At 70.5% G+C, this 13747-nt stretch carries 9 protein-coding genes and 2 pseudogenes; 4 read left to right on the top strand and 7 right to left on the bottom strand.

The window, feature by feature from the left end; translation table 11 throughout:
- Positions 1-4 precede the first annotated feature (4 nt).
- The 3 genes from AB8998_RS21410 to AB8998_RS21400 all read right to left on the bottom strand — a co-directional run bounded on the left by AB8998_RS21410 (position 5) and on the right by AB8998_RS21400 (position 3856).
- Positions 5-1372 (bottom strand): MFS transporter, encoded by a 1368-nt coding sequence (locus AB8998_RS21410; RefSeq protein WP_369739683.1) that lies wholly within the window; start codon positions 1370-1372, stop codon positions 5-7.
- A gap of 293 nt (positions 1373-1665) precedes the next feature.
- The gene (locus AB8998_RS21405; RefSeq protein WP_369739682.1) at positions 1666-2331 is read right to left on the bottom strand and encodes a nitroreductase family protein; all 666 of its coding nucleotides are present in this window, start codon (positions 2329-2331) and stop codon (positions 1666-1668) included.
- A gap of 10 nt (positions 2332-2341) precedes the next feature.
- A complete protein-coding gene (locus AB8998_RS21400; RefSeq protein WP_369739681.1) occupies positions 2342-3856 on the bottom strand; it encodes an Hsp70 family protein in 1515 nt (504 codons plus the stop codon).
- 291 nt (positions 3857-4147) lie between these two features.
- Here AB8998_RS21400 and AB8998_RS21395 point away from each other — a divergent pair, with 291 nt between their 5' ends.
- A complete protein-coding gene (locus AB8998_RS21395) occupies positions 4148-5653 on the top strand; it encodes an FAD-dependent oxidoreductase (protein WP_369739680.1) in 1506 nt (501 codons plus the stop codon).
- A 15-nt stretch (positions 5654-5668) separates the two neighbouring features.
- Here AB8998_RS21395 and AB8998_RS21390 read toward each other — a convergent pair.
- Both AB8998_RS21390 and AB8998_RS21385 read right to left on the bottom strand, forming a co-directional pair.
- Positions 5669-6742 (bottom strand): annotated as a pseudogene (locus AB8998_RS21390) (carbon starvation CstA family protein).
- Between the two features lie 217 nt (positions 6743-6959).
- The gene (locus tag AB8998_RS21385; RefSeq protein ID WP_369739679.1) at positions 6960-8489 is read right to left on the bottom strand and encodes an ATP-dependent DNA ligase; all 1530 of its coding nucleotides are present in this window, start codon (positions 8487-8489) and stop codon (positions 6960-6962) included.
- Positions 8490-8590: 101 nt separating this feature from the next.
- Between AB8998_RS21385 and AB8998_RS21380 the strand changes: the two genes are divergently transcribed.
- Both AB8998_RS21380 and AB8998_RS21375 read left to right on the top strand, forming a co-directional pair.
- A complete protein-coding gene (locus tag AB8998_RS21380) occupies positions 8591-9349 on the top strand; it encodes an SDR family NAD(P)-dependent oxidoreductase (RefSeq protein ID WP_369739678.1) in 759 nt (252 codons plus the stop codon).
- Positions 9350-9453: 104 nt separating this feature from the next.
- The gene (locus AB8998_RS21375; RefSeq protein ID WP_369739677.1) at positions 9454-11622 is read left to right on the top strand and encodes an acyl-CoA dehydrogenase family protein; all 2169 of its coding nucleotides are present in this window, start codon (positions 9454-9456) and stop codon (positions 11620-11622) included.
- 31 nt (positions 11623-11653) lie between these two features.
- Here AB8998_RS21375 and AB8998_RS21370 read toward each other — a convergent pair.
- Positions 11654-12021: pseudogene (locus AB8998_RS21370) on the bottom strand (winged helix-turn-helix transcriptional regulator); the annotation flags it as partial.
- A 134-nt stretch (positions 12022-12155) separates the two neighbouring features.
- Positions 12156-12488, bottom strand: coding sequence for a Zn-ribbon domain-containing OB-fold protein (locus AB8998_RS21365; RefSeq protein WP_369739676.1), 333 nt, complete (start codon positions 12486-12488; stop codon positions 12156-12158).
- A 52-nt stretch (positions 12489-12540) separates the two neighbouring features.
- On the opposite strand from AB8998_RS21365, the gene AB8998_RS21360 reads away from it, so the two are divergent.
- A complete protein-coding gene (locus tag AB8998_RS21360) occupies positions 12541-13737 on the top strand; it encodes a thiolase family protein (RefSeq protein WP_369741692.1) in 1197 nt (398 codons plus the stop codon).
- Positions 13738-13747 lie beyond the last annotated feature (10 nt).

Raw genomic sequence — 13747 nt, 5'->3', positions numbered from 1 at the left:
CTCCTCACGCGCGGCCGACGCGCTCCAAGTCGACGCCTCTGGTCTCGATCCTGAACAGGAATGTCACCGCGGCGCCCGTCAGGAACGCGCCGACCAGGATCCAGAGCAGGGCGGCGGTGCCGATGGAGTCGAGCAGCATGGGGAACAGGAACGCGGCCGTGACCGCGGCAACCTTGGCGAAGGACGCGGCGTACCCCGCGCCCTTGCCGCGCAAGCCCGTCGGGAAAACCTCGCCGGCCACCAGGTAGGTCATCGAATTGGGACCCAGGTTCGACATGAAGTAGAACAGCGTGAAGCCGGTCAAGAGCAGTGCCATGTCGTGGCCGCCGCCCTGCCGGATCGACAGCGCGGCCAGCGCCAGGCCCGCCGCGCAGCCCAGAAAACCGAGGATCTCCAGCCGCATGCGCCCCGCCCTGTCCACCACCACGATGGCGGTCACGACGCCGAGGACGAACAACGCATCCATCAGCGCCGAACCCTTGATCCCCAGGATGTCGTTGTGGACGGTGCCGGGCAGCGTGTGTGCCTGCGATTTCTTGCCGATGAGCGCGGCCAGGATCGTGGGCGTGAAGATGCCGATGCCGTAGACACCGAGATCCTGCAGGAACCACGGAACCGAAGCGAGGACGGTTGCCCGGCGGTTGCCCGCGGTGAACAGCGCCCGGTAGCCGCTTTCCGGCTTGGCGTCGGTCGCGCCGCCCGGGCGGCGCAGCGACACCTGCTGCGGGTACTGCGGGTCGCGCTTCAGCAACTCGCGGGTGGCCTTCTCGGCGTCGGCTGTCCGGCCCCGCGACAACAGCCACTGCGGGCTGTCGGTGACGGAGAGCCGACCGGCGATGACCAGGACCGCCGGCACGATCGCGACGCCGTACATCCACCGCCACGCCGTGACGTCCGGGTTCTGGTAGAGGATCACGAAGCCGACTCCCGTGCCGACGAGCGCGCCCACGGCCTGGAACGCGAACGCGCTCAACACCAGCTGGCCGCGCCGCGACGACGGAGTGCTTTCGGCGATGACCATGTGCGCGGTCGGGTAGTCGCAGCCCAGGGCCAGCCCGGCGCCGAACAGGAAGACCACCAGCAGCACGAAGTTGGGTGACATGGTCAACGCCACCAGGAACACCGAGAAGATGACCATCTCCACGACGAACATGCGCTTGCGCCCGTACCTGTCGGCCAGGCCACCCAGGGCGCTGGCCCCGACCAGGATGCCCGCCAGTGAGGCCGCGGTAACGAAGCCCTGGTCCGAGGCGGCCAGGTGGAACTCGATCGAGATCAGCGGCAGGGCCACCCCGGTCATGAAGACCACCATGCCCTCGAAGAACTTTCCCGCCGAAGCGAGCGCCCATATCCGCAGCTGCATCGAGGTCATCGGCGTGGCGGGCGTCTCGGTGCCATCCGGCCACCGCGGCCTTTCGTCGATGTACTCCTGTACGGATCTGGCCTGAGAAGCATTGTGCGTCAAGGTGTTTCGTCGCCTTTTCCGGTCAGTTGGCCAAGGCCCGCCCGCCCACCGCCGAAGCCGGCCTGCCCCTCACCCGGCGGGACCGCTCACCCACGCGGGCTCGTCGAACGGTCGGGCACGGCGCACCGGGTTCCCGGTGCGGACGACGGCGCCATCCATGAGCACTTCCCGCGCGGTCGCGGGGGTAAACGGCGGTGGCCTCAGCCCTCGAACGCGGGGCCGTCGAAGCGTTCGCGGGTGACGAACTCCGCGACCGGCCGGCGGCGCAGCATGGTCGGCCGGCGGGTGGGTTTGCCCAGCGGCACGAGCGCGGCGACCGCGTGCGTGTCGGGGATGCCCAGCAACGCTCGGACCCGGTCCTCGGCCGCGATGGCCATCGTGGTGATCGTGCCGCCGTAGCCCTCGCTGCGGGCGGCCAGCAGGATGTTCCACACCAGCGGGTAGACCGAGGCCCCGCCGGCGATGCCGACGCGGTCCAGGTCCTGGTCGAGGGCGGCGAGAACGCCCAGGTCGACGGAGACGACCAGCAGGACCGGCGCGTTCGCCAGCGGCGCGACGAACGTGTCGGGAATCTCGGTCGCCTCGATGACGTCCCGGGGCACACCGCTGGGGTGCAGCGGGTTCCACGGGCTCTCGCCCGCCGTGAGCTGGGCGAAGTAGCGGCGGGCGGCGGGAGCGCCCAGCTCGGCGAGCCGGCGACGGGTCTGGGGGTCGCGCACCACGGTGATGTGTGCGCCCTGACGGTTGCCCCCGCTGGGGGCGAACCGGGCGTTGTCGAGGATGCGCCACAACACGTCGTCGGGCAGCGCGTCGCCGGTGAACTCGCGCGCCGCGAAGGCGGTTCGCATGACGTCGTAGAGGTCCATGGCGGGCCGGCTACGAGGCCGCGGCGGCGCGCCGCTCCAGCCGGAAGGTGCGCCGGAAGCCGGCCGGCTGCGTGGTGAGCGTGACCTCCACCGCGCCGCCGGGCGCGATTTCGTAGCGCTCCTCGACGTCCGGCCCGTTGGTCCACGGGCCGACGGCGTGCCGCCCGAGATCGGGGCGGTCGTACAGGGCCGGGTCGAACGGGAAGTACACCGGGTCGTACGGCATCACGTCGCCGTCGGGCCGGCCGTCGACCATGCGGCTGCACTCCACGAACCGGAAACAGCCGATGTTGTGCGCGGCCCGGTAGGTGCGCCGGACGACCAGCGGGGAACGCGTGTCGGCCGGCAGGGGCGCGTCCTTGGGCACGATCGGGTCGAAGACGACGCCGGTCCCGGCCTCGGCCTCGCGGAACACCCCGAAGTGTCGCGAGAAGCGTTCGGAGAGCTCGAAATCGGCCTCGGTGTCGAGGTAGACGGCCAGGCCGATGGCCGTCGCCGCGAACGGATGCGGCGAGCGTTTCACGCGTTTGTCGCCGAAGGCCGCGCGCAGCACCCGGGAGACCAGCGGGAAGCTGCCCGCCCCGCCCACCACGTAGATCCCCGCCACCTCGGACGCCGTCACCTCGCCCGCGGCCGGGTCGTGCAGCACGCGACGCAGGATCTCGACGGTCTGGTCGACGAGGGGGGTGCACGCCGCGTAGACGTCGTCGATCGCGCAGGCGAACGGCGGCCGGTCGACCGCGGTGAGGTCCACCAGGAAGCGGCGGGTCTGCGGTCCGACGGCCTCCTTGCGGGCGGCGCACTCTTCCTTCAGCAGGTCGTAGCGCTCGTCGTCCACCGCGCCCAGCCCGGCCCCGGCCAGGACCAGGTCGACGATGGCCCCGTCGAAGTCGTCGCCGCCCAGTCGCTGGATGCCCTCGCTGAGGACGACGTCGTTGGCGGGCCCGGTCATCTTCAGCAGCGAGGCATCGAAGGTGCCGCCGCCCAGGTCGTAGACGAGGACGTACTCGCGCCTGGCGGTGATGGTGGAGCGGTACCGGTGGGCGTATTCCAGGCTCGCGGCGGAGGGCTCGTTGAGCAGGGCCACGACGTGGAAGCCGGCCGCCACGAACGCGTCCAGGGTGAGGAAGCGCTGCGCGCTCGAGGCGTTCGCCGGCACGCTGATTGCGGCCTCGACGGTTTCACCCGGCGCGAGCCCGGCGTTCGAGCGGTCGTAGAGGTCGGCCCGCAGCCGGGCCAGGAAGCCGGTGAGCAGGTCGGCCAGGCGGTGGCTACGCCCGGCCAGGGTCACCTCGGTCTGGGGGCCGGCGTCGTTGAGCAGACGCTTGAACGACCGCAGCACCGACCATCCCGGCTCGTGGCGGACGGCGGCGGCGTCCGGGCCGAACCGCAACTCTCCGGCGGCGTTCGCCGCGATGATCGAAGGCCAGGTGTCCGCCCCGTCGAAGGAGACGACCGGGTAGTTGCCCCTGTCGACGGCGGCAACGACGGTGTGGGTGGTGCCGAAGTCGATACCGACTCGCATCGCCCGATTTTAGGGCCGCGCCACCGGTTTGGGCACACCCTTTTCCCGGCGTGGCGACCTGGGCCCCGCCTGCCGGCGGTCGCCGGTGGGTACGGTCGGCAAGCGGGATGCCGTGGAGTCTGTTTGAATGAGTCCGCTCTGTCACGGGCTTATCGGCTGACCCCGGGAGTCAGCCGCCTCTCAGCCCGCCGGAGCGGTCCGTCTACCGGATCAGCGGGGGATGAACCCAACCCGCCACCACTTTTAAGATCGTGTCGGCGGGCGGTCGCGCGCACGGGAAGCAGGGAGGCGATGATCGAATCCGTACTCGTCGTAGGCGGCGGCAGCGCTGGCCTGATGACCGCGCTTGCGCTCAAACAGCGGGCTCCTCAGCTCGAGGTCCGCGTCGTGCGCAGCAAGGACATCGGTGTGATCGGCGTCGGCGAAAGCACCACGCCGCAGATTGTCAACCTGCTCTTCGACTACCTGAAGCTGCCGCAGAAGCAGTTCTATTCGATCGTCCGGCCGACCTGGAAGACGGGCATCCACTTCCTCTGGGGACCGCGCAAGTCGTTCGACTACGGGTTCCAGTTCCAGCTCGACGCCTACTACACCGACCTGGATCGCTATAACGGCTTCTACTGCAACGATGAGTTCGACAGCGTCGACATGAACGCCGCGCTGATGGCCCAGGGCAAAGCGTTCGAGCGGCATCCGGCCGGCGAGGGGCCGTTGGTCACGCCCAACGTGGCGCTGCACCTGTACAATCCCGCGCTGGTCGAGGCGCTGGAGGCCGCTTGCGGCACGCGGGGCATCGAGATCATCGACGCCCGCATCACCGGCGTGCCCGTCGATGAGCAGGGTGTGCAGTCCGTCATCCTCGAGGACGGCCGCACGTTCTCGGCCGACCTGTACGTCGACGCGACCGGCTTTCGTTCCGAGTTGCTCGGCCGCGCGCTGGGGACGCCGTTCGTCCCCTACGACAGCTCGCTGTTCTGTGACCGCGCCATCGTCGGCAGCTGGGACCGGACCGACGAGTTCATCTATCCCTACACCATCGCCGAGACGATGGAGGCCGGCTGGTGTTGGCAGATCGACCACGAGCACGCGATCAACCGCGGCTACGTCTATTCGTCACAGTTCCTCAGCGACGACCAGGCGCGCGAGGAGTTCGTGCAGAAGAACCCGAAGGCCACGACGTGGGATCACGTCGTGAAGTTCCGCTCCGGGCGCTACGAGAAGGGCTGGGTCAAGAACGTCTTCGCGATCGGCAACGCGTGCGGCTTCGTCGAGCCGCTCGAGGCGACGGCGCTCATGGTCGCCTCGTCGCAGATCAAGGCGATGGTCGAGATGCTCGTGGAGTCGCGGTGCGACCCGACCCCGAGCCTTCAGGCGCTGTACAACACGCTGTTCGTCGACTGGTGGGACGGCATCAGGGACTTCCTGTCCATCCACTACCGGTTCAACACGCGCATCCAGAACGACTTCTGGACCGCGTGCTGCAACGAGGTGGACGTGACACCGGTGCAGCCGCTGCTGGACTTCTATCGCGACAACGGGCCGACGACCTTCTGCCGGCACTATGTGACCAGCACGATCGGGCAGGACAATCAGTTCGGGCTCGAAGGACATCTGGTGATGCTGGTGGGGCAGAAAGTGCCCTATCGCGATGCGCATCCGCCGAGCGAGGCCGAAATGGCAATCTTCCGCCGGCACTGCGCGGACAACCGCGCCCGCGCGGCGAGCGGGCTGACGGTGGCCGAGGCGCTGCAATACGTCCACCGGCCCGACTGGCGGTGGCATTCCGACTCGCAGTGAGGCGGCGTCGAGCCGTCAGCGCCGCGCCGATCCGGACCGGGCGTCCCAGCGTTTCTGCAACTCCCGCTCACCGGCCGTGGGGATCAGGCCGGCGGGCGCGAACCTTTTCGACGGCACCGGGTCGTCCTCGGTCAACGGCTTTGAGTCGCCGCGAATTGCCTTGAGTGCCACGATGGTCGCGGCGACGACCACAATGACGACGGGCACCGCGAAGAGGACCGACAGCGTGCCCTGGACGCCGGTGTTCCTGATGACGTCGTCGAGCTGGCGGGCGCTGGTGGCCGAGCCGAACGACGTCCTCCCCGCGTTTCGCGCCGCCAGATAGCGGGCGTGCTGGGTCCAGTACCCGACCGCCGGATCCCCGGAGAAGATCTTCTGCCACGACGCGGTGAGCGTGACCGCCAGGTCCCACAGCAGCGGAATGCCGGGGATCCACGCCCACTTCAGCAGGCCCTTCTTGATGACGACGACGATGAGGACACTCAGCGCGATCGCCGCGAGCAGCTGGTTGGCGACACCGAACAGCGGGAACAGCGTGTTGATGCCGCCGAGCGGATCGGTCACCCCCATCAACAGGATGCCGCTCCATGCCGCGGCCACGGCCACGCTGCATCCCAGACGCCCGGGCGCCAGCCCGGGTTTCGCAGCCTGGCCAGCGGACCGCCGAGGTTGCCCAGCAGGTCCGAGAGCATGAACCGTGCGACCCGGGTGCCCGCATCGACGGCGGTCAAGATGAACAGCGCCTCGAACATGATCGCGAAGTGATACCAGGATGCCTGCAGCCGGGCGCCGCCCAATACCCGTCCCAGCACCTCGGACATGCCGACGGCCAGCGTCGGGGCGCCTCACGATGGACTTCTCGCCCAAACCGGTCACCGGCGACAGGCTGACCTGGTCGGCGGTCGCCGGGGGCCCCGACAGCCCGAGCCGGTTGACGTAGTCCGCGGCGGTTGCCGCGGTGCCGCCGGTGGCGGCGGCCGGTGCGTTGAGGGTGAAGTACAGGTGCCGGTCCAGAATCGCCGCGGCGATCAGCGCCATGACGGCGAGGAACGACTCGGTGAGCATGCCGCCGTAGCCGATGAGCCGCATCTGGCTTTCCTTTTCCAACAGCTTTGGCGTCGTCCCCGACGATCGCCCACGCGACCGCGCACACCAGAGCGATCACCCCGAACACCATCTTGTGGCGGGTGGTGATGGGGGAGCGGTCGACGATCGCGACGGGCGGCAGGTCCTGATGGGTGCGGAGGTAGCCGATGTCGCCGTGCTGCTTTGCCACGGACAAACCCTACGGCGAGCGCGGCGCGGCTCAGTACAGCGCGCGCACGGTGTCGATGGTGTCGGCGTCGGCCGGGCCCTTGTCGTCGCGGTAGCGCACCACGCGGGCGAAGCGCAGCGCCAGCCCGCCGGGATAGCGCGTCGACCTCTGCACCCCGTCCAGCGCCACCTCGACCACCTGCTCGGGGCGCAGCCGCACCGCGTGGCCCTCGGTTCCGCCGACGGCGAGTTCGCTGAACCGGGCCGTCTGCCAGTCGAGCATTGCGTCGGTCATGCCCTTGAAAGTCTTTCCCACCATCACGAATTCACCGGTGACCGGATCGCGCGCGCCCAGATGGATGTTGGACAGCTTGCCGCGGCGTCGCCCGGACCCCCACTCCACGGCGAGCACCACCAGATCCAGCGTGTGCACGGGCTTGACCTTGAGCCAGCCCGCGCCGCGGCGCCCCGCCTGGTAAGGTGCGTCCGCCGACTTGGCCAGCACCCCTTCGTGGCCGGCGGCCAGTGTGGCGTCGAGAAAACGGGCCGCCGCCTCGGGGTCGGACGTGACCAGCCGGTCGACCCGGTGCGCGGCCGGCACCAACGCGTCCAGGGCGGCCAACCGTTCGGTGGTCGCAGCGTCGATCAGGTCGGTGCCGTCGCAGTGCAGGATGTCGAAGAAGAACACCGAGAGCCGCTGGGCCGCCACGGCTCGGGCCACGTCGACCGAGCGGCCGAACCGTGACGCGGTCACCTGGAAGCGGTGCGGCCGGTTGTCCGGCCGCAGCGCGATCGCCTCGCCGTCGGCGATCAGGTCGTGCACCGGCAGCGCCAGCGTCGCCTCCACCACCTCGGGCAGGCGGGCGGTGACGTCGTCGAGACTGCGGGTGTAGACGCTCACCGCGCCGCCGGACCGGTGGATCTGCACCCGGGCGCCGTCCAGCTTTGCTTCGAAAATCGTTGTGCCGCCGTGGCGTTCGAGCGCATCGGTCACGCCGGTCGCGGTCTGTGCCAGCATCGGGCCCACCGGGCGGCCGACCCGCAGCGCGAACGCGTCCAGGGCGGTGGCGCCGCCGCACAGCGCGGTCGCGGCCACCGCCGGCAGGTCTCCGCCCAGCATCGCGGCGCGCCGGACCGCGGCGGCGGGAAGATCGGCGGCCGTGGCCACGGCGTCGGCCATGATCCCGGCCAGCGCGCCCTGGCGCAGCTCCCCGCCGAGCAGCCGGAGCAGGAACGTCTGCTCGGGTTCCGTTGCAGCGCCGAATAATCCGACCACGAGGCCGGCCCGGCGCGCCTGCGCGCCCTTCCCCGCCACCGCGCCGATCTCGGAAAGGGTGGCGTCGACGCCGGCGACGGTGAGCGACGGCTCGGCCGCGGGCGCGGGCCTGGACCGCAGCGACGCCCAGCCGACACCGATCTGGCGCTGCGGCAGCTCGCCGGAGAGCCAGGACACCACGACGGCCACCAGCTCCGGGTCGGGCGCGGCGCGGCGCAGCAGCTCGGCGATGAGCGCGACCTTGGCCAGGCGCGACGACGTGCCGCCCACGGCCAGCGACGCCGCGGCCACATCGAGGAGGAGCACGAAACCAGCTTGGCACGGCTCGCCGACAACCCCGCCGGGGCGACGCGCTAGCGTGCCTACGTAACGTTACAGATACCAGGCATTCTGACAAGGAGCACCGGATGGAGATCAACGGAAAGAAGGTCGTCGTCATCGGCGGCGCGTCGGGGATGGGCCGCGCCACCGCCGAACTGCTGGCGCAGCGCGGCGCCCAGGTCGCGGTCCTGGACCGGGAGAACTCCGACGGCAAGAACGTGGCCGACGGGCTCGGCGGCGCGTTCTATCCCGTCGACGTCACCGACTTCACCGGCACCGAGCAGACCCTGCAGAGCGCCGTCGACAAGCTGGGCGGCCTGCACGTCGTGGTGACGACCGCCGGTGGCGGCATCGCCAAGCGGACGCTGACCAAGGACGGCCCGCACGACCTCGAATCCTTCCAGTCCGTCGTCGATCTCAACCTCATCGCCACGTTCAACATCAGCCGCCTGGCCGCCGCGCACATGGCCAAGAACGACCCCGAGGACGAGGAGCGCGGCGTCATCATCAACACCGCGTCGATCGCGGCCTTCGAGGGCCAGATCGGGCAGATCGCCTACACCGCCGCCAAGGCCGGGATCGCGGGCATGTGCCTGACGATGGCCCGCGACCTGGGGTCGCTGGGCATCCGGGTGCTGGCGATCGCCCCGAGCCTGTTCCTGACCGGGATCACCTCCATGGTTCCCGACGAGATGGCGACCGCCCTGGTCAAGGACGCGGCATTCCCCAAGCGGATGGGCCGGCCCATCGAGTACGCGAAGCTGGCGGCGGCCATCGTGGACAACCCGATGCTCAACGGCCAGTGCATCCGGCTGGACGCCGGGCAGCGGTTCGCGCCCAAGTAGCCACCCCGGGTCGGGTTCCTGACGGGAATAAGTACACTCTTTAGGCAGCCGCCCCGCTCCCTTCCGGAGCGGGGCAGGCGGTCAGCCCCCCGCGAGGAGAACCCATGGCTATCGCACTGACCGACGACCACCGCGAGCTCGCCGAGGTGGCGCGCGCGTTCCTCACCTCGCAGAAGGCGCGCTGGGCGGCGGGGTCGCTGCTCGACGCCCCCGACGAGGCGCGGCCGGGATTCTGGCCGAACCTGGTCGAACTCGGGTGGCTCGGGCTGCACATCGACGAGGAGCACGGCGGGTCGGGCTACGGGTTGCCCGAACTCGTGGTGGTGGTCGAGGAACTCGGGCGCGCGGTCGCGCCGGGACCCTTCGTCCCGACCGTGATCGCCTCGGCGGTGATCGCCAAGGACGGCACCGCCGCGCAGAAGTCGCGGCTGCTGCCCGGCCTGATCGACGGAACCGTCACCGCGGGCATCGGCCTGGACGGTCGGGTGCGGTTCGAAAACGGTGTCGCCGAGGGCGAGGCCGGGATCGTGCTGGGGGCCGGGCTGGCCGAGCTGTTGCTGATCGCCGCCGGTGACGACGTCCTGCTGCTGGAGCGCGACCGCGCCGGGGTGTCGGTCGAGGTCCCGGAGAATCTGGACCCGACCCGGCGGTCGGGACGCGTCCGCCTGCAGAACGTGAGCATCACCGCCGACGACGTGGTGGCGGGCGGGCGGGAATCCGCGCTGGCCCGGGCCCGGACGCTGCTGGCCGCCGAGGCGGTGGGCGGGGCGTCGGACTGCGTCGAGTCCGCCGTCGACTACGCGAAGGTGCGCCAGCAGTTCGGCCGCACCATCGCGACTTTCCAAGCGGTCAAGCACCATTGCGCGAACATGCTGGTCGGCGCCGAGTCCGGCGTCGCCGCGGTGTGGGACGCCTCGCGCGCGGCAGCCGAGGACGAGGCGCAGTTCAGGCTGGCCGCCGCGGTCGCGGCGGCGCTGGCCTTCCCGGCCTACGCGCGCAACGCCGAGCTCAACATCCAGGTACACGGCGGGATCGGCTTCACCTGGGAGCACGACGCGCATCTGCACCTGCGCCGGGCGCTGGTGAGTGCGGCCCTGTTCGGCGGTGACGCGCCGCCGTGCGACGTCTTGGAGCGCACCGCGGCCGGGGTGACCCGGGAGAACAGCCTGGACCTGCCGCCCGAAGCCGAAGAGCTGCGTACCCACATCCGCGCCGACGCCGCCGAGATCGCGGCGCTGGACGACAAGGCGCAGCGCGACAAGCTGATCGAGACCGGCTACGTGATGCCACACTGGCCCAAGCCCTGGGGCCGCGCCGCCGACGCCGTCGAGCAACTGGTGATCGAGGAGGAGTTCCGCGCCGCGGGCATCAAGCGCCCCGACTACTCGATCACCGGGTGGGTCATCCTGACTTTGATTCAGCACGGAACCGAGTGGCAGATCGAGAGATTCGTCGAGAAGGCGCTGCGCCAGGAAGAGATCTGGTGCCAGCTGTTCTCCGAGCCCGAGGCCGGCTCGGACGCCGCGTCGGTCAAGACCCGCGCGGTCCGGGTGGACGGCGGCTGGAAGATCAACGGGCAGAAGGTGTGGACCAGCGGCGCCCAGTACTGCGCCCGCGGCCTGGCCACCGTGCGCACCGATCCCGACGCGCCCAAGCACGCCGGCATCACCACCGTGATCATCGACATGAAGGGTCCCGGGGTCGAGGTGCGGCCGCTGCGGCAGATCACCGGCGGCTCGGAGTTCAACGAGGTGTTCTTCAACGACGTCTTCGTCCCCGACGAGGACGTCGTCGGCACGCCCAACTCGGGGTGGACGGTCGCGCGCGCCACGCTGGGCAACGAGCGGGTCAGCATCGGCGGCGGCAGCGGGGCGTTCTACGGCGGGCTGGCCCCCACTTTGGTGCAGCTGGCCGGGCAGAGCGGGGACCGGTTGGCGGGCGCGAAGGCCCGGGTGGGTCGGTTCCTGGCTGAGGATCACGCCCTGCGGTTGCTGAACCTGCGGCGCGCGGCCCGCAGCGTCGAAGGGGCCGGTCCCGGCCCGGAGGGCAACATCACCAAGCTCAAGCTGGCCGACCACATGATCGAGGGCGCCGCGATCTGGGCCGCGCTGGTGGGACCCGAGGTCGCGCTGACCGACGGGCCCGGCGCGGTCGTCGGCCGGATGGCGATGGGCGCGCGCGGCATGGCCATCGCGGGCGGTACCTCGGAGGTCACCCGCAACCAGATCGCCGAGCGGATCCTCGGCATGCCGCGCGACCCGCTGATCAACTAGCGCCCGTTACGCGGGGCTCGGAGAACCGGCCATCTTCGGAGACGGTGCGGCGGATGTCCCACATCAACAGGTGCGGATCCAGGTCCTCCTCGCCGAGTTCGGGAATCCACCGGACCCCCCACTCGCCGAGCGTGTCGACCACCGTCGCGAGCTCGCGGCCGCACTGCGTCAGCGAATACGACGTGCGGCCCTCGACCTCGGTGCGCTCGACGACAGCGGCGCGCTGCAGCGACTCGAGCCGCTTGGACAGCGGCGCCGGTGACATCTTCGGCACGCCACGCCGCATGTCTTTGAAATGAATTCTGCCACAAAGCAACTCGCGCACGGCGGGCAACGTCCAGCCTTGTCGAGCGGCTCCATCGCCTTGGCGACCGGGCAGAACTGGCCGTATGTCGACACCCGCCGCTGCGGCGCTCGCCTGCGCTGGGTGCAGGCCAACGCCGAAGCGCTGCCCCTGCGGCAGCGGCGAGTTCGACGACCTGGTCACCGCGCGCAAGCGCTGAGCGCCCCGCGCACCCCTGCTCGCGCCCTCGTCAGGCCGGCGCGAACACCGGGGCGCCGCCGCTGCCCCGCTCCGGGCGGAGGTCCACGCTCATCCCGCACGCCACCGAATCCGGTTCGCAGCCAACGATGTTGGAGGCCACACGCAACCCGCTCTGCCCGGCGAGCTCAACGATGGCGATCACGTACGGCGTCGGGATCTCGGGGTTGTACGGATGGTGGTTGACCGTATAGGTGAACACCGTCCCGCGGCCGGAGACCGGCCGGGCGACCAGCGGGGCGCCGCAGTCGCGACATTCGCCGCTCGGCGGATGTACCCAGCGCGCGCAGGCGACGCAATGTTCGATGAGCAACTCGGCCGACACGTGCAATACAGTACACTCAATTGCTCATGGGTTGGTCGACGGCGGTGTGGGGATGATGTATTTCGAGAAAGACGCGATCGTGTCCGGCATCGGCATCTCCCGGATCGGGCGCCGCACCGGCATCGCCGGGCCGGAGCTGACGCTGGAGGCGGTCCGGGCGGCCATCTCCGACGCCGGTCTGCAGGCGGACGACATCGACGGGATCGCGACCCTGGGCGACACCCCGCCGGGCGTCGTCAACGCCGAACTGCGGATCGCCGCCGCCGACTGCGGATCCGGTTTCGGCACCGGTGGGCTGCTCAGTCCGGTGATGTCGGGCTGTCGCGCGGTCGCCGAGCGGCGGGCCCGCCACGTCGTGGTGTACCGGACGGTCCAGATGCTCGGCGGGACGGTCCCGGTGCAGCAGCAGGGGGACGAGGCTCCCGCCCCGCCGCTGGCGCGGATGTTCGACGCGCCCGACGGGGCGCCGCGGCCGGCGGTCGGCCCGATGGACGACGTCAACGACCTGATCGCCGCGCACGCCTACTCAGCCGCGAACTGGCTGGCGCTGAACTGCCGCCGCCACATGGAGCTCTACGGCACCACCAAAGAGCAGCTGGGCTGGGTCGCGCTCAACGCCCGGCGCAACGCGGCGCGCAATCCCCTTGCGGTGTACCGCGAACCGATGACGATGGCCGACTACCTGGGCGCGCGCCCGGTGTCGACGCCGTTCGGGCTGCTGGACTGCGACGTGCCGATCGACGGATCGGTCGCGGTGGTGGTGTCGAACGCGGAGTACGCCCGCGACTGCCCGCACCGGGCGGTGTCGGTGGAGGCGATCGGCGGGTCCGACGGCGCCGGCGGCTGGTTCCACCGCGACGACTACCCGAAGATGGCCATGTCGGATGCCGCGGCCCAGATGTGGTCGCGCACCGAGTTGACGCCCGCCGATCTCGACGTCGCGCAGTTGTACGACGGGTTCACGTTCCTGACGATCGCCTGGCTGGAGGCCCTCGGAATCTGCGGCGACGGCGAGGCCGGGCCGTTCGTCGACGGCGGGGTGCGGATCGCCCGCGACGGTACGCTGCCGCTCAACACCTACGGCGGCCAGCTCTCGGCGGGGCGCATGCACGGCTACTGGGCGCTGCACGAAGGCTGCCTGCAGCTGCGCGGCGAGGCGGGGGAGCGGCAGGTGGCGCAGCGCCCCGAGGTCGGGGTGGTCTCCGTGGGCGGTGGTCCGGTCGCGGGGTGCATGTTGCTGACCTGCTGAAATCGGCTGT

This window comes from Mycobacterium sp. HUMS_12744610, assembly GCF_041206865.1.
Classification (GTDB): Bacteria; Actinomycetota; Actinomycetes; order Mycobacteriales; family Mycobacteriaceae; genus Mycobacterium; species Mycobacterium servetii.
Note: the sequence above shows the minus strand (reverse complement) of the source record. Positions and strands in the feature narration are given on the sequence as shown.

Bases quoted from the DNA above. Each gene is read 5' to 3' on its own strand.
- AB8998_RS21410 (WP_369739683.1), bottom strand. From the start codon at position 1,372: ATGACCTCGATGCAGCTGCGGATATGGGCGCTCGCTTCGGCGGGAAAG.
- AB8998_RS21360 (WP_369741692.1), top strand. From the start codon at position 12,541: ATGATGTATTTCGAGAAAGACGCGATCGTGTCCGGCATCGGCATCTCC.
- AB8998_RS21395 (WP_369739680.1), top strand. From the start codon at position 4,148: ATGATCGAATCCGTACTCGTCGTAGGCGGCGGCAGCGCTGGCCTGATG.
- AB8998_RS21375 (WP_369739677.1), top strand. From the start codon at position 9,454: ATGGCTATCGCACTGACCGACGACCACCGCGAGCTCGCCGAGGTGGCG.
- AB8998_RS21400 (WP_369739681.1), bottom strand. From the start codon at position 3,856: ATGCGAGTCGGTATCGACTTCGGCACCACCCACACCGTCGTTGCCGCC.
- AB8998_RS21405 (WP_369739682.1), bottom strand. From the start codon at position 2,331: ATGGACCTCTACGACGTCATGCGAACCGCCTTCGCGGCGCGCGAGTTC.
- AB8998_RS21380 (WP_369739678.1), top strand. From the start codon at position 8,591: ATGGAGATCAACGGAAAGAAGGTCGTCGTCATCGGCGGCGCGTCGGGG.